Genomic DNA, 14,480 nt, shown 5'->3' on the forward strand with positions numbered 1-14,480 from the left:
CCTTACCTATCCCAACAAATCTATCCATAATGTATATGATTACACAGATATAAATAGATTACAAGTAAGCTGTTAAAACCCTTCTGTTAACGCAGTTGGGTTTTTATTTTTTTGCCATTGTGTCTCCTTTTATTGCGACGACTCATAGCTCGAAAAAAGCGTGTCAAGGCCAAAGCTATATTAAAAAAAAGATTTTCAATATGGTAAAGATTTTACAAACAAGCTACCAAAACAAATTCTAGATAAAAACATAAGAACCATTTTTAGTTCTTTCTTATACAAATTTGATCCACACACTCATCCCGCTTGTTATGTGCAAGCGAGTGGTTTTGATTGATTCAACATAAACAGGTTTGGAATGAGAGAATCTTGCGTTATTCGAGGGTCTAATTCAATATGAATAACGCTAGATTATCATTATAAATCAATATGATTGTATCTTTAATAAGAAATAAAAGTTTGTATTTTAGCGTCGAATAGAACCTCTTTTAAAGGTAATTTTACCGCAAGTAGTATTTCACAAAATTACAATTAAAACAGAAAAATAATTGAAAAATTTTTCTTCTGAGAAGCTGATTTACGCAACAACTATTCTTTATTTCAGCCCAAAAAAACCTTTTTAAAATTACTTGATAAAGCAGAGCATTGCATATTTCTTATTGCGATTGAAGTGAAATAACCATTGAAATCAAGAATAATACTTTTTGAATGAACTTAATAATTAAAATGGAAATTAGCTGATCAAAAGAGTTTTTCGATTTATACCAGTATAGGCCAATTTGTTTCCAAACTGAATATTGCGTAATACAGTTAAATTGACTTTACAATTATAAAGTTATAAGTCTTCAGACTTTTTACAAAATACTAATTGTCTTGAATATAAATAAGGCACATAATAACAATATGAGGAGGATATTATGATATACGGGGGACAAATAAATTTGATCGCGTGTGGAAAAACATTGAAACAGTTAAGAATCTTCAACCTCTGCAAAGTATAGGAATAAGAGCGACAGTTACCAAAGAGATTCTAGAAAATATTATTAATTTTATCGATTTTTGTATAAGCAAAGATGTCCATTATATCGGATTCAGGCCGCTCGATACGTCGTCATTTAGTTTTTCTAGAAAAAATAATACAAAGGATCGATCTAAGGCTTTAAGAAACAAAACTCTTCCGCCAAACGCCTCACTTTTTCATTTGAGAGATGAATTATCAAGGAAAGAATCCCCCCTCCAGATTTATATAGATAAAAAGTTCCAAGAAAGGAAAATCTCATGGACGTCACAAAATTTTGTAAATTGTATTAATTATTACTTAGACGAAAATTCTACGTACGTTTCGTCGCCGTTAATGTGTTTATTTCCATTTTCATCCTTGGTATTGGACTATAATGGAGATTTAAAAAATCGCTTTTATTCAGAAGCTTTTGGGAATCTACAAAATTATGAGGCAATAGATTGGTCTGCTCAAAGCGTTTTAAAATCTTTGAAAGAATCTGGCGCATGTAGCGGATGTCGTGGGAAGGTATTTTGTGGATAAGGTTAAGCAATTTAAGATTTATAGTGTTAGCAAGTCTACTGCTCTAGTGGTTGCTGTTTTACCACTTTTTTTGTCGGAAAAATTGCATTTGTCGCAAGCGGAAATTGTTTTAATCGGTAGTTATTTTTTATTGCTTCCTTTGATCTTAGAAGTCCCCTTGGGTTTATTATCAGATGTTTATGGAAGTAAGCGCGTTATTTATACTGGTCTGTTTTTCTTTCTTTGCGGTTTTTTAGCTCTTTTTATGAATTATGCATATTTTGCTTATGCCACTTATTTGTTGTGTATTACATCAGCAGCCGCTTGTTTCTCAGGTGCGGAAGATAGTTTACTCTTTTCTGTAGTACCAAAGCATCGCACACTGTTTTCCGTTAAGTCCGAAGTGGCTGCTGTTACCTATAGTGTGACAACGGTACTTATTTTTTTAGGGGGAATACTTTATTATGTGCATCCTGCATTGCCTGTGATTTTTCAAGTCCTTTCATTAATTTTTGCTATTTTTATGTTTTCAAAACTGACGAAGGGATTAGATAGTTTTCATATCAACGCTCATCCGAATATTTTCACAGTTATGTGCGCCAGCGGTAAAGAAGTCAAAAATCCTTATCGCTTCACTCTTATTTTTTTAAGTGCAGTTTCAGCTTTTGCTATTTTGGTTAATAATCGAACTGTTTCTATCGCATTTTCTGATTTTTTGCCATTTCAACCTGCTATTTTGGTTTCGATTATTTTTATCATTGGGAATTTTTTTTCAGCAAGTTCCAATATATTGTTTCAGAAGTATTTTTCAAAGTTTCAAAATCCTATTTTTCCTGTCTTAATGATTGGTTGTATGGTAACCATTGCTTTTTTTCTCATGTCATTTCAAATCATTGCGGCTCTTATATTAGGATTTTTACTGCTATGTGTTTTTAAATCTGCTTATCGATCTTATCTGTCGTCTCTTCTTATAAATTCACTGATTGATCCCAAAGCTATCGCGACTGTTTTATCATTTACAGCCATTATTACAGCTGTTGTATCCTTTGCATTCAGTTTTTTATACGGTCATGTTTTTTCAACATTCTGGCAAGCTAATTTGTGGTTAGCAGTGATTATGGCTGTGATTTTTGGGGGGTCTGCTTTAATTATTTTTGTCAAAAAACAAGAAATCATTTGGTTACAGCCTGAAAATGCACAATCGTCAAAACAACATTTCTTGAAACGCAAGCATCAAGAGTTTTGCTATGGGCAAATTTATCCGGAAGCATCGTGCATTAATGAAAACATCAAGGATGGCTCTTTTCGACAAAGTCTCTATCCTGCACCAAATTTGATAACACTTTGCGATGAAGTAGTCGAATGGGAGTTTATCCGGGGTACTGTATTGAGCCAAATGGATTTGCTACATCAAAAGGCGATTATTGATCAAATCAATAAGATCTTTCAAGATCGATTAAGCAAGAATATAATCTTATCACATGGAGATTTACATCCTGATAATATCATTGTTACTCCTGATAGTTCTTTTATGGTAGTGGATTGGGATTTATGTCAAGAAGCCAGTCCGGAATTGGATATCTTAACATTTTTCACCAGTCCAAGATTATCTCTCAATTTAGAAGAACGGATAGACTATATTTCTCATTTGCTGTCTATATCAAAGGATGAAGCTTTACCAATGATAAAAGCGTTTGTGGCTAAAAAAATTTCTGATCTTTGTCTATACCAAAATATTTTCATGAAACAATTAGTATTGGATTATATAAACTTGAATAAGAAATTTCATGGGCGATAATATTGTAATTTGTAATGAAAATTGCAGTGCGGGCTGCAATCATTGTCCGTATTCGATAGAATGTATGGTGAGAGATGACGCGTTGCCTGAATCTTTATATCCAATAAATGACATAAAATCTGATTTTATTATTCTTTCTGGTGGAGAGCCTTTTGAGCTCGATTATGATTTACTTCATAAATATATAAGAGTTTGAGAGGCAGAAAGCCTTTCATTTAAAAAGCAAAACGAAATGACGTATAGCCAAGGGAACGCGCTCTTACATAGCGCTGTAGTGAGCAACCTATATGCATACGCGAGCTTTAAACACAATAATTTTTCATCATGAGAGTTGTCCACCAAGGACTGTGTGGACTATGATTAACTTTTACCTAATAAAGTTTGTAATGGAATATTGTCTTGATTTTTAAATAGCGCTTGAAAAGACGCTTTATCAATAATGGTCAATATTAATTATGGTCAATGGGATTATAGCTCCCGTGATCTCTTCGCCAATCTTCTGGTTGTTGAAATTTGCTCGACCATAAGCCATTTTGTGCTTTTTGAGCAGCAGATTGTAGAGTTTTATAGTCTGCTGGAGATGGAAAATTATGCTGATCTTGTGTTAACACCATCAACCCTTCTGCAAGCCCCAAACGTGCCAGATCAACCCCGTCCACAAAACATTGTGCATAATGAACCTGTTGAATGACACGTGCTTGCCGACAAGTAACATTTTTATCGATTGTTTTTGAGACAAGCCAAGCAGTAACAAAAGCACCACATGGCCACTTAACTCCGTTGCGTGAGGCAAATTGCCTCATTTCACAGCTTTCCACACCATATAAGCGGATATCACGGATAATCTTTTTTCTCCATCCATCGTCCACAAGCGTAATCATTTTAAAGGTCACACCACTTGTAACCTGTATAGCACCTGAATAAACCGGCACATTTTCTTCATAAAATTGTGATGACAATGGTTCTGGATGCAATACCACATTTTGTTGGTTTACATCTTGTTGGTTTGCATAATCTATCAATTGTGACTTCGGATTTTGAACGGGATTTTCTATTGTCTTTTCTGATCCTTTTAAAAAAGAATTTTGAGTAAGTTCTTCATTATTTTTACTTAAATAAAAGTATCCCCAAATAATAATACAAATTAAGACAATATATTTAGGCGCTGCTCTAAGAGATTTTAAAAGTATCATTTTGAATATTACTATATTTTTTGTTCATTAAATAATAAAAGATTAAATATTGTTAATTTATCGATAGAAAAATTTATTTTTTTCATTTATATGATTCATGATTAATATTTTGAATATTAATTTTACGATCAACTTAAACATAAAGCGGGGAATTTTTCATGAAAAACATGAATAATTTGTTCAGTTGTGAACATACCTTACAAAAAACTACTCTATCCAACACCCAAAAGAAATGGTTAACAGCAGCATTGATGCTTTTTATTGCCTTCATGGCACTGAGTGAACCAGCATTTGCCGCAGGTGACTTTGGAAAAGTTGAAACTGCTCTTGATCAATTAGTCAAAGCTTTAACAGGAAACATTGCAAAATCGATTGCAACCATTGCGGTTGCTGGTATTGGGCTTGCATGGATTGCTGGTTATGTTGAAATGCGTAAAGCTTTCTTTGTTTGTGTTGGCATCGGCATTGTTTTTGGTGCACCACAAATCGCAGCAATGTTTATGTCTTAATTCGCTTAACTCTAGCCTTTCAAAGCCATGAAAGAGCACGACAAGCTAACAGAAGATACGTTATTTCTTGCTTGCACACGCCCTGCAATGATTGCGGGCGTGACGGTGGAAGCTATGGGATTAAATGCGATAGGAACGATGATGTTGTTCATTATGACAGGCAATATTTTTCTTATCACCTTTGGTGTGATGCTACATTTCATATTCAAGGAAATCCTAAAGCATGACCATAACAAATTTCGTATTCTTCTGACATGGCAAAAGACATCTATTTTTGCCAGAAATTCGAGTCTATGGGGTGGGGGAAGTATTTCTCCATTACGATTAATTCGTAATTATGAGGAATTATAATGAATAGAACAGAGCGCAAACGTGAAAAGCAGCCAGAAGCGATCATTCCTTATGTGCGCCATGTCAATAAACACATCATTGCGCTGGATTCACGCGCTCTCATGTCCGTTATTAAACTTGAAGGCATTAACTTTGAGACAGCGGATATTATTGATCTGAATGTGCTTCACGAACAGCTCAATAATCTGTTTAAAAACATAGCGGATGAACGGATAGCGCTTTATAGCCATATTATCAGAAAGCGTGAAACCGTTTATCCGGATGGGACTTTCAGATCGGCATTTGCCAAGCAATTAGATGATAAATATCGCGAGCGGATGGTTTCACAGGAGCTTTATCGCAATGATCTTTATCTTTCAATTTTGTGGAATCCACACGTTGATCAAACGGATAAATTAGTGGAGTTTTTCAAACGTTTAGGCAAAGCCAAGCAAGAAAAGACAGAAGTTGATGCAGAGTCCATTCGCAAGCTTGAAGATATTACCACAGATCTTATTCAAAATTTAGAGCGTTATGGTGCAAAAAGACTGAGCCTTTATGAACATGAAGGTAATATTTATTCGCAGCAAAGTGAGTTTATCCACCAATTGGTGGGAGGTCGTCGTGAACGTATCCCTCTCACATGGGGGACGATAGCATCGACTGTTTATTCAGACCGTCTCATTTTTGGAAAAGAGATCATAGAAATACGCACCGAGGCGGAACAGCGGTTTGCGGGCATGTTTGGTTGGAAAGAATATCCAGCAAAAACCAGGGTAGGCATGGCGGATGGTTTACTCACCCTTCCCTTTGAGTTTATTTTCACCCAATCTTTTGTTTTCAAGAGCAAAAACATTGCCAAGCAAATTATGGGGCGCAAACAAAACCAAATGGTCAATGCAGGAGACCGTGCGGGCTCACAAATTATGGAGCTAGATGATGCGCTTGATGATCTTGAATCCAATCGTTTTGTTTTAGGGGAGCATCATTTATCATTGGCAGTTTTTGCTGATACGCCGCAAGAGTTAGCGGATAATCTTGCCAAAGCGCGTTCTCGTCTCACAGATGGTGGGGCTGTGATTGCGCGGGAAGATTTAGGGTTAGCAGCAGCTTGGTGGGCACAATTGCCTGGCAATTATGCTTATCGCACCCGCTCTGGTGCAATAACAAGCCGCAATTATGCAGCGCTTTCTCCATTTCATTCTTTTCCGGTTGGGAAAATAGATGGCAATGTGTGGGGACCAGCGGTAGCCTTGATGAAAACCTCTGCTGGTTCACCGTTTTATTTTAACTTTCACTTTGGTGATTTAGGCAATACGTTTGTTTGTGGTCCCTCTGGTTCTGGGAAAACGGTTATTGTCAATTTTCTTTTAGCACAACTTCAAAAGCATGATCCCAATATGGTCTTTTTTGACAAAGATCGGGGTGCAGAACTTTTTGTCAGAGCGGGTGGCGGCACTTATATGCCCTTGAAGAATGGTAGACCGACAGGCATAGCACCGCTAAAAGGCTTAGACTATAACAATCCAGCAGATAGAGTTTTTTTACGCCAATGGATTATAAAGCTTGTTTCGTCTGAAGATCAAAAGATCAGTGAATCAGAAAGACAAGACATCACGGCAGCTGTTGAGCAGCTTGCCTTGTTGCCAAAAGAACAACGGACAATCTCGGCCTTACAAATGTTTTTTGACACCACGCACAGGGAGGGGATATCGGGTCGTTTAGAAAGATGGTGTAAAGGCAATGCCTTAGGGTGGGTTTTTGACAATCCTGATGACGACATTGGCATTGATGCAAAATTTATTGGTTATGACATGACGGATTTTTTAGACAATAATGAAATTCGTCCACCCTTGATGATGTATCTTTTTCATAGGATTTTATCTCTGATTGATGGGCGTCGTATTATCATTGTCATTGATGAGTTTTGGAAAGCCTTAGAGGATGATTCCTTTAAAGCCTTTGCGCAAGACAGGCTGAAAACTATCCGTAAACAAAATGGTTTGATGTTGTTTGCAACACAATCTCCCAAAGATGCGATCAATTCGACCATTGCTCACACCATTATAGAGCAATGTCCAACACAGATTTATTTTCCCAATCAAAAGGGCAATCATGGGGATTATGTAGAAGGTTTTAAATTATCGGACAGAGAATTTAACCTGATACAATCAGAATTAAGCCGTGAGTCACGGCGTTTTCTCATCAAACAAGGGCAAAGTTCAGTTGTAGCAGAGCTGAATTTACGCGGCTTTGATGATGAAATAGCCATTTTAAGTGGCACCACCAAGAATATTGAACTCCTAGAGACCATTATGGATGAAGTTGGACAATCTCCAGAAAAATGGCTTCCTATTTTTCAAGAAAGGTCAAAACAATGAAAAAACTTTTATTGGCAACAGCCGTCTATGCAGCTTCATTTGGCTTTCAAACAAATGCCTTCGCACAAATGCCTACATTCGATTTACAATCTTTTACGCAAGGGGGAAAGCAACTTGAACAATTGAAGCAACAAGTTGATAAAGCAAAACAGCAAGTTCAACAAGGCAAACAACAGCTTGAGCAATTAAAGAGCCAACTCGATCAAGCGAAACAATTATATAACTCCTTAAATGTCAAGCCTGACATTTCGGGATTGAAAGACATGTTTAACAAGCAAGGGAGCAGTGGCGCCCTCCCTTCAGATTTCAACCACTTTCAACAATCGATGGGCAGTGGCGGTGGCGGTGGCGGCGGCGGCGGTGGTGGCGGCGGCGGCGGTGGTGGCAGCAAAAACGCGCAAAAATGGCAAGAAGAGCTCTTATACAAAGAGCCCGCGGGGGGCGCAGGATCAAAAGAGGCAGTAGATGCTTTTTACGCAGAGGAAGTGAAAAAAGCCGAACAGAACACGGTAGGACAAGCAGCAAAAGGCCAAGACGTCTACGAAGAAGCCAGTGAAACACAAAAAACCATTAACAAGCTCCTTGACGAACTTGGAAGTACTGAAGATGCGGGTAAAATTCAAGGCATTCAAGCACAATTATCAGCAATACAAGCAAAACTCCAAACACAAGTTCTCCAAATGCAAGCCGCTGCGATGATTCAACAAGCGGAATACAAAGCTGCTGAACAACGATCTTACGAAGAATTTGCAGCGCGATACAAGGACTATGCCAAAAAACTGCGTGGTCAATAAACGAAAAAAAAGAGGGGCTTGAATATGAACAAGATCATCATAACAACATTGCTACTTTGCACAGGGCTAATCACCACTGGATGTGAAAAAACCCATAGCGTAGAAGAATTTAAGAAAGATCACAAATTATACGAAAAATGGAAAATGAAATGTATGACATCAGGGGATCTCGATTCGCAAAATTGTAAAAACGCAGAGCAAGCTTATCGTGAGAGTCTTCCAACATGGGGATGGGGGAGAACTGGCTCAACAAATGACAATAAACAAGAATCTGAAAAGAAACAGGACAATAAATCATGAATAAAGTTCTCATAACAACATTGCTACTTTGCACAGGGCTCATCACAGCTGGATGTGAAAAAACCTACAGCGTAGAAGAACTTAAAAAAAATAAAAAACTGATGGAAGAAGTATTAGTGAAATGTTTGACGTCAGGGGATTTGAATTCGAAAAATTGTAAAAATGCAGAGCAAGCTGAATTTGAAACCCGTAAAAAATGGAGAGGCTTTGGCTCAACAAATGACGATAAACAAGAATCTGAAAAGAAACAGGACAATAAATCATGAATAAAGTTCTCGTAACAACATTGCTGCTTTGCACAGGGCTCATCACAGCTGGCTGTGAAAAAACTTACAGCGTCGCAGAATTTAAAAAAAATGAAAAATTGATGGAAGAATGGGGAGCAAGATGTGGATGGTCAGGAACTTCAAAAAATTGTGAAAACCTAAGAGTAGCAGCTTTAGAACTTGAAAAGGAACGTCGGAAAAAAGCTGAAGAAGAAAACCGTAAACTAGATGAAAAATTTAAAGCTGAACACAAAGCTTGGATTGAAAAAATGAGAGCTGAGAATGAAAAATTCCGAGCCGAACAAGAAGCAAAGCGACGCGCTGAAGAACAACAAGAAGCAAAAGAGCGCGCGGAAGAAGAACAAAAAGCAAAAGAACAAGCCGAACGAGAAGCAGAAGAGCGCGCTAAACAACAACAGGACAGTCATTAATCATGAATAAAGTTCTCATAACAACATTGCTACTTTGCACAGGACTCATCACCGCTGGCTGTGAAAAAACTTACAGTGTCGCAGAATTTAAAAAAGATAAAAATTTACGCTTAGAATGGGATGCTAAATGTGGATTCGCAGGAACTTCAAAAAATTGTGAAAACATGCGGTTAGCATTTTTAGAACTTCAAAAAGAATATGAAGCAAAAGCTGAAGAAAGAAGCCGGAAAGCGGCAGAGAGCTTCAACAAAGCGATGGATGAACTTATGGCTAAACAAAAAGCTGAACATGAAAAATGGAAAGCTGAACAAAAAGCAAAAGAACAAGCCGAACGAGAAGCAGAAGAGCGCACTAAAGCTAAACAACAGGACAGTCATTAATCATGAATAAAGTTCTCATAACAACATTGCTGCTTTGCACTGGAATTATCACCGCTGGATGTGAAAAAACCCATAGCGTCGCAGAATTTAAAAAAGATGAAAAATTACGCCTAGAGTGGGATGCTAAATGTGGATTTGCAGGAACTTCAAAAAATTGTGAAAACATGCGGTTAGCATTTTTAGAACTTCAGAAAGAATATGAAGCAAAAGCAGCAGAAAGAAGCCGTAAAATTGAAGAAGAAAATCGCAAAATAGATGAAAAGTTTCAAGCTGAACAAAAAGCTTGGATTGAAAAAATGAGAGCTAATACTCAAAAAATACTCGAAAAACAAAGAGCGGAAACACGCGCTGAAGAAGAACGAAGAGCAAAAGAGCGCGCGGCAGAAGAACAACAAAATAACCATTAAGACATAATGAAGAGCGGAGCATCTCAATGGCAGTAGAAAGCAAAGGCATCTTTACTGATATAGATAATATGTTGATGAATCCCATTACAGGGACAATGGATAGCACCATTACACATCGCTATTGCACTTTAGCTGCTCAACTTAAAGAACCTTACAGACTATACAATAGATTTATGGCAAGATTATGTCGCTGCCCTAGATTTATCATCACTGGTTATAAAAAACCAGAACATAGCAGAATTTAAAGATTGTGCTCAAAACTTGTAAAACTGAAAGGAAAAAGGGGAAATATCTATGAATAAAGTTCTCATAACAACATTGCTGCTTTGCACTGGAATTATCGCTGCTGGATGTGAAAAAACCTACAGCGTCGCAGAATTTAAAAAAGATAAAAAATTGATGGAAGAGTGGAATGCTAAATGTGGATTCGCAGGAACTGCAAAAAATTGTGAAAACTTAAGATTAGCACAACTTGAACTTGAAAAGGAATATGAAGCAAAAGCTGAAGAAAGAGCGCGTGAACGCGAAGAAGAAAACCGTAAAGCGATGGAAAGATTTGACGCCGCAATGGAAGCTCAACATCAAGCAAGGCAAGCTGAAATAAAAAAACTAAAAGCTGAAATGGAAAAAAGAAAGGCTGAAGAAAAAGCAAAAGAACAAGCCGAAAGAGAAGCAGAAGAGCGCGCTAAACAAAACCAAGATAATAATTAAATTATAAAATACACAACAAATAGCGGAGCATCTAAATGGCAATAGAAACCAGAGGTATATTTACTTGGATAGATGATACTGTAATGTGTTCCCTTACAAAAATAATGGATAGCACCATTACACATCGCTATTGCGCTTTAGCTGCTCAACTTAAAGAGCTTTGTACACCCTATAATATATTTATGGCAAGATTATGTCTGTGCTCTAGATTTATCATCACTGGTTATAAAAAGCCGATAACACAAGCAGAATTTAAAGATTGTGCTCAAACCTTGTAAAACTGAAAGAAAGAAGGGGAAATATCTATGAATAAAGTTCTCATAACAACATTGCTACTTTGCACAGGACTCATCACGGCTGGATGTGAAAAAACCTATAGCGTAGCAGAATTTAAAAAAGACGAAAAATTACGTAATGAGTGGACACCTAAATGTATGTGGAAAAAGCCTTCTAAAACAGAATCTCCTCAAAATTGTGAAAACTTAGGAAAAGCACTAGACGAACTTCGTGAAGAATCCTTTCAAAACTATCTAAATAAATATCGTAAAAATGACGATAAGAAAAAAATGAAAGAACAATCTGAAAAGAAAGAGGACAGTAATTAAATCATAAAAATTTGACTCCGTATGGAACACGAACCCCATATGATAAGGAGCGGAGGAAAGACAATGGCAGCGTATGATATATTTACCAAGATAGACAACGGATTGATGGAGCCCCTTACAAGGGTAATGGATAACACCATTGGAAATCTCTCATCGTCTTTATCTACTCCGCTTAAAGCATCTTGTACAATCTACATTATATTTATAGGGTACAATATTATCTATGGGCGTTCTTCCATGCCTTTGTGGGACTTTATAGCAACAATTTTCAAACTTGGCATCATTGTTTCACTCGCCACAAACGCCGCTCTTTATAATGCGTGGGTTAGGGATATATTTTTCAATGATCTGCCGAATGCCATTGCAAATGTCACCCAAGGAGCACACTCGGATAAAAATGTATGGGATAATATGATACAAACTGCTGCTGGACACGTTTTTGATGCAGCAAACAACGAAAATGGATTTACGTTTGTTGTTTACTGGCTTGCTGGCCTTGTCTGCTTAGTAATTTCTGCTTTCTTTTGTGCTATTGGTTTTTTCGTCTCAATATTTGCTAAAATTGGTTTATTTCTCGTTATATCAGTGGGGCCCCTCTTTATAAGCCTTTATATGTTTTCCTCAACAAGAAGGTTTACAGAGGCATGGTTAAATCAAACAGCAAACTTCATCATTTTGCAGGTATTAGTAGTTATAGTTGGCGGTCTATATGTTGATCTTTCAACAACCATCCTTTCAGATAGTGTTCTAGATATGATAATTTCCTTAGTCCAATTCTTCTCTATTGCCAGTTGCGGCATTTTGATTTTCCTCAAATTACCTGATATAGCATCAGCTTTAGCTTCTGGTGGAGCTTCCCTCACAGGCTCAACAAAATTAGGTGTAGGTGCAGGACAAATTGCTGGAAAAGGAGCTTTCCGTGCCGCTAAAGAAGCTGGTCACCTTGCTAATGTAGGTGGTAAAGCCGCTCTTCATGGTCTACAAAAACTCATCTCGAAAATAAGGGAGCACTAAGTTCAAATGCGGGAATTTAAAAAAATTGGGATTATCTTACCATTTCTCTTTCTCAGTGGCTGTGTGTCTTCACCAAACACACTGAAGTCACTCCCAAAATGTGATGGATATTCTAAACGTCCACTCAACAGATCGATGTGGAATTGGGAAGGGAAAAAACCCACGCCCACGCCCATTATCATCAGTAACAACACCCCTTCACCCCTAAAAGAAGGGAAGCTGGAAATGCTTCTGGCACAAAAATTAACGGATGAAGAAATCAAATCTTACAAAAATTGCGGGCAAAAAGCATGAAAGAAAAAGACATAGAACAATACATTGCTGAAGCGCGCTCGTTCGATCAAGATCGCATGCTCGCCTCACGCCGCACCACGCGCGCCTCGCTTGCCATTGCCGGCATCGCCGTTGCGGTTGCAATAATGTCTTCTCTCGCGGTCATCACCCTCACACCCCTTAAAACCGTGGAACCTTTTGTCATCCGTGTGGACAACTCAACCGGCATTGTTGAAGTTGTGGAAGCCTTAAAAGAAGGTCCCACCAATGTCGACGAAGCAATCACACGCTACTTTGCTGCAAAATATGTCCGCTCCCGTGAAGGCTTCACCACAGAAGAAACACAACACAATTTCCAAACCGTCTCCCTCCTCTCTTCTTCAGAAGAACAGGAAAGATTTGCCAGCTGGTATGGAGCAAGAAATCCCCAAAGTCCTCAAATTCTCTATAAACACGCCGCCGTTACAATAACAATAAAATCAATCTCCTTTATCAATGACGATGTCGCCCAAGTGCGTTACTACAAAACCATTCACGACAAAGACAACAACAAAGAATTCATCACCCACTGGGTTGCAACACTTACCTTTGAATACATCAATGCCCCTATCTCTGTCCAAAACCGTTTGATAAATCCTCTAGGGTTTATTGTTAATGAATATAGAACCGATCCGGAAGTGGTCAACTGATCATGACAAAAAAAATTCTTTTTCTCATTCTTAACATCGCTATTACACTTTCTTTAACGCCTAGCCATGCCAGTATTTTTCCCACCCGCGCGCCAAGCGATAGCCGCATTCGCTTTATCAACTATGATGCCTATAATGTCACAAAAATTATTGGCTCCATACGCTCATCGGTACAAATAGAATTTTCTCCCAATGAAGAAATTGCCCATGTGGCAATTGGCAACAGCGTTGCATGGGAAGTCGCCCCCGCTGGCAATATTCTTTTCCTAAAAGCGCGGGAAGTCCAACCCATTACCAATCTCCAAGTCGTCACCACAAAGCTTGATGGCTCAAAGCGCTCCTATCAATTTGAACTGATGGTCAAAGATGGAGAAATTTCATCTGGACAAGAAACATATTTCCTTGTGAAATTTCGCTACCCACAAGAAGAAGCAGAACAAAGAAGACTCGCAGCCCTTATGCGACAAGAAAAACAACAAGCCCAGCGTATCGATAATGTCTTCAACGCTTCTGAAACCTACGGACCACGCAATTGGGCTTACACCGCTCAAGGATCGAGCGTGCTCGAACCCTCCTCCGTTTATGACAATGGCAAAACCACAACATTTACATTTCCCGACAACCAAGAAATCCCTGCCATTTACATTGTCAGCAATGACGGTACAGAATCGCTGGTTCCCAAAACCACGAGAGGCAACATGGTGATAGTCCATGCCATTAGCGCACGCTTCACCCTAAGACAGGGAAAAAACGTCCTATGCGTCTTTAACGAAGCCTATCAACCAAAAGGCACCAATCCAAATACCGGAACAACCTCACCATCTGTTGAACGTAAAGTTGCATCAGATCTTTAAATAAGCGGGAATTGAAGGGGACA

The 14,480-nt window shown here is 38.1% G+C and carries 19 protein-coding genes; 18 read left to right on the forward strand and 1 reads right to left on the reverse strand.

Annotation, left to right across the window (positions count from 1 at the left end):
* The first annotated feature begins 1,535 nt into the window (after positions 1-1,535).
* Entirely contained in the window at positions 1,536-3,320 is a 1,785-nt protein-coding gene (locus tag ACFIKH_RS00005; protein ID WP_375670644.1) for an MFS transporter, read from the forward strand.
* 449 nt (positions 3,321-3,769) lie between these two features.
* Here ACFIKH_RS00005 and ACFIKH_RS00010 read toward each other — a convergent pair whose 3' ends face one another.
* Entirely contained in the window at positions 3,770-4,513 is a 744-nt protein-coding gene (locus tag ACFIKH_RS00010; protein WP_375648720.1) for a nuclease, read from the reverse strand.
* Between the two features lie 158 nt (positions 4,514-4,671).
* On the opposite strand from ACFIKH_RS00010, the gene ACFIKH_RS00015 reads away from it, so the two are divergent.
* The 17 genes from ACFIKH_RS00015 to virB9 all read left to right on the forward strand — a co-directional run bounded on the left by ACFIKH_RS00015 (position 4,672) and on the right by virB9 (position 14,457).
* The gene (locus ACFIKH_RS00015; RefSeq protein WP_375626490.1) at positions 4,672-5,022 is read left to right on the forward strand and encodes a TrbC/VirB2 family protein; all 351 of its coding nucleotides are present in this window, start codon (positions 4,672-4,674) and stop codon (positions 5,020-5,022) included.
* A gap of 27 nt (positions 5,023-5,049) precedes the next feature.
* The gene (locus ACFIKH_RS00020) at positions 5,050-5,373 is read left to right on the forward strand and encodes a type IV secretion system protein VirB3 (protein WP_015856920.1); all 324 of its coding nucleotides are present in this window, start codon (positions 5,050-5,052) and stop codon (positions 5,371-5,373) included.
* A complete protein-coding gene (locus ACFIKH_RS00025) occupies positions 5,373-7,733 on the forward strand; it encodes a VirB4 family type IV secretion/conjugal transfer ATPase (protein WP_375625292.1) in 2,361 nt (786 codons plus the stop codon). The genes ACFIKH_RS00020 and ACFIKH_RS00025 overlap by 1 nt, the downstream gene beginning before the upstream one ends.
* Positions 7,730-8,527, forward strand: coding sequence for a type IV secretion system protein (locus ACFIKH_RS00030; protein WP_375670646.1), 798 nt, complete (start codon positions 7,730-7,732; stop codon positions 8,525-8,527). Before ACFIKH_RS00025 ends, ACFIKH_RS00030 begins: the two co-directional genes overlap by 4 nt.
* Positions 8,528-8,551: 24 nt before the next feature.
* Positions 8,552-8,827, forward strand: coding sequence for an EexN family lipoprotein (locus ACFIKH_RS00035; protein WP_375653622.1), 276 nt, complete (start codon positions 8,552-8,554; stop codon positions 8,825-8,827).
* Positions 8,824-9,093, forward strand: a complete 270-nt coding sequence (locus ACFIKH_RS00040; protein WP_375626498.1) for an EexN family lipoprotein — start codon at positions 8,824-8,826, stop codon at positions 9,091-9,093. Before ACFIKH_RS00035 ends, ACFIKH_RS00040 begins: the two co-directional genes overlap by 4 nt.
* Positions 9,090-9,524 carry an EexN family lipoprotein gene (locus ACFIKH_RS00045; RefSeq protein ID WP_375626500.1) on the forward strand — a complete coding sequence of 145 codons (435 nt, stop codon included), beginning with the start codon at positions 9,090-9,092 and terminating at the stop codon, positions 9,522-9,524. The genes ACFIKH_RS00040 and ACFIKH_RS00045 overlap by 4 nt, the downstream gene beginning before the upstream one ends.
* Before the next feature lie 2 nt (positions 9,525-9,526).
* Positions 9,527-9,904, forward strand: coding sequence for an EexN family lipoprotein (locus ACFIKH_RS00050; RefSeq protein WP_375670648.1), 378 nt, complete (start codon positions 9,527-9,529; stop codon positions 9,902-9,904).
* Between the two features lie 2 nt (positions 9,905-9,906).
* The gene (locus ACFIKH_RS00055) at positions 9,907-10,311 is read left to right on the forward strand and encodes an EexN family lipoprotein (RefSeq protein ID WP_375670650.1); all 405 of its coding nucleotides are present in this window, start codon (positions 9,907-9,909) and stop codon (positions 10,309-10,311) included.
* A gap of 26 nt (positions 10,312-10,337) precedes the next feature.
* Positions 10,338-10,556 carry a hypothetical protein gene (locus tag ACFIKH_RS00060; protein WP_375670652.1) on the forward strand — a complete coding sequence of 73 codons (219 nt, stop codon included), beginning with the start codon at positions 10,338-10,340 and terminating at the stop codon, positions 10,554-10,556.
* A gap of 49 nt (positions 10,557-10,605) precedes the next feature.
* A complete protein-coding gene (locus tag ACFIKH_RS00065; protein ID WP_375670654.1) occupies positions 10,606-11,022 on the forward strand; it encodes an EexN family lipoprotein in 417 nt (138 codons plus the stop codon).
* Positions 11,023-11,057: 35 nt separating this feature from the next.
* Positions 11,058-11,300, forward strand: a complete 243-nt coding sequence (locus ACFIKH_RS00070) for a hypothetical protein (protein ID WP_375670656.1) — start codon at positions 11,058-11,060, stop codon at positions 11,298-11,300.
* 27 nt (positions 11,301-11,327) lie between these two features.
* Positions 11,328-11,627, forward strand: coding sequence for an EexN family lipoprotein (locus ACFIKH_RS00075; protein ID WP_375635551.1), 300 nt, complete (start codon positions 11,328-11,330; stop codon positions 11,625-11,627).
* A gap of 63 nt (positions 11,628-11,690) precedes the next feature.
* A complete protein-coding gene (locus tag ACFIKH_RS00080; RefSeq protein ID WP_375670659.1) occupies positions 11,691-12,641 on the forward strand; it encodes a type IV secretion system protein in 951 nt (316 codons plus the stop codon).
* A gap of 6 nt (positions 12,642-12,647) precedes the next feature.
* Positions 12,648-12,935: a type IV secretion protein VblB7 gene (locus tag ACFIKH_RS00085; protein WP_375632018.1), complete on the forward strand. Its 288-nt coding sequence runs from the start codon at positions 12,648-12,650 to the stop codon at positions 12,933-12,935.
* Positions 12,932-13,603 (forward strand): virB8 family protein, encoded by a 672-nt coding sequence (locus ACFIKH_RS00090; protein WP_375626519.1) that lies wholly within the window; start codon positions 12,932-12,934, stop codon positions 13,601-13,603. Before ACFIKH_RS00085 ends, ACFIKH_RS00090 begins: the two co-directional genes overlap by 4 nt.
* A gap of 2 nt (positions 13,604-13,605) precedes the next feature.
* Positions 13,606-14,457: a P-type conjugative transfer protein VirB9 gene (gene virB9 / locus ACFIKH_RS00095; RefSeq protein ID WP_375620970.1), complete on the forward strand. Its 852-nt coding sequence runs from the start codon at positions 13,606-13,608 to the stop codon at positions 14,455-14,457.
* Positions 14,458-14,480: the final 23 nt, after the last annotated feature.

The organism is Bartonella sp. SD1336NMGDW (assembly GCF_042193565.1).
In the GTDB taxonomy this organism is placed as follows: Bacteria; Pseudomonadota; Alphaproteobacteria; order Rhizobiales; family Rhizobiaceae; genus Bartonella; species Bartonella grahamii.

Excerpts from the sequence above, each read along its gene's own strand:
- ACFIKH_RS00080 (WP_375670659.1), top strand. The coding sequence starts at position 11,691 with ATGGCAGCGTATGATATATTTACCAAGATAGACAACGGATTGATGGAG.
- ACFIKH_RS00025 (WP_375625292.1), top strand. The coding sequence starts at position 5,373 with ATGAATAGAACAGAGCGCAAACGTGAAAAGCAGCCAGAAGCGATCATT.
- ACFIKH_RS00060 (WP_375670652.1), top strand. The coding sequence starts at position 10,338 with ATGGCAGTAGAAAGCAAAGGCATCTTTACTGATATAGATAATATGTTG.
- ACFIKH_RS00085 (WP_375632018.1), top strand. The coding sequence starts at position 12,648 with ATGCGGGAATTTAAAAAAATTGGGATTATCTTACCATTTCTCTTTCTC.
- ACFIKH_RS00070 (WP_375670656.1), top strand. The coding sequence starts at position 11,058 with ATGGCAATAGAAACCAGAGGTATATTTACTTGGATAGATGATACTGTA.
- ACFIKH_RS00045 (WP_375626500.1), top strand. The coding sequence starts at position 9,090 with ATGAATAAAGTTCTCGTAACAACATTGCTGCTTTGCACAGGGCTCATC.
- virB9 (WP_375620970.1), top strand. The coding sequence starts at position 13,606 with ATGACAAAAAAAATTCTTTTTCTCATTCTTAACATCGCTATTACACTT.
- ACFIKH_RS00090 (WP_375626519.1), top strand. The coding sequence starts at position 12,932 with ATGAAAGAAAAAGACATAGAACAATACATTGCTGAAGCGCGCTCGTTC.
- ACFIKH_RS00065 (WP_375670654.1), top strand. The coding sequence starts at position 10,606 with ATGAATAAAGTTCTCATAACAACATTGCTGCTTTGCACTGGAATTATC.
- ACFIKH_RS00035 (WP_375653622.1), top strand. The coding sequence starts at position 8,552 with ATGAACAAGATCATCATAACAACATTGCTACTTTGCACAGGGCTAATC.
- ACFIKH_RS00010 (WP_375648720.1), bottom strand. The coding sequence starts at position 4,513 with ATGATACTTTTAAAATCTCTTAGAGCAGCGCCTAAATATATTGTCTTA.
- ACFIKH_RS00030 (WP_375670646.1), top strand. The coding sequence starts at position 7,730 with ATGAAAAAACTTTTATTGGCAACAGCCGTCTATGCAGCTTCATTTGGC.
- ACFIKH_RS00075 (WP_375635551.1), top strand. The coding sequence starts at position 11,328 with ATGAATAAAGTTCTCATAACAACATTGCTACTTTGCACAGGACTCATC.
- ACFIKH_RS00015 (WP_375626490.1), top strand. The coding sequence starts at position 4,672 with ATGAAAAACATGAATAATTTGTTCAGTTGTGAACATACCTTACAAAAA.
- ACFIKH_RS00020 (WP_015856920.1), top strand. The coding sequence starts at position 5,050 with ATGAAAGAGCACGACAAGCTAACAGAAGATACGTTATTTCTTGCTTGC.
- ACFIKH_RS00040 (WP_375626498.1), top strand. The coding sequence starts at position 8,824 with ATGAATAAAGTTCTCATAACAACATTGCTACTTTGCACAGGGCTCATC.
- ACFIKH_RS00055 (WP_375670650.1), top strand. The coding sequence starts at position 9,907 with ATGAATAAAGTTCTCATAACAACATTGCTGCTTTGCACTGGAATTATC.
- ACFIKH_RS00050 (WP_375670648.1), top strand. The coding sequence starts at position 9,527 with ATGAATAAAGTTCTCATAACAACATTGCTACTTTGCACAGGACTCATC.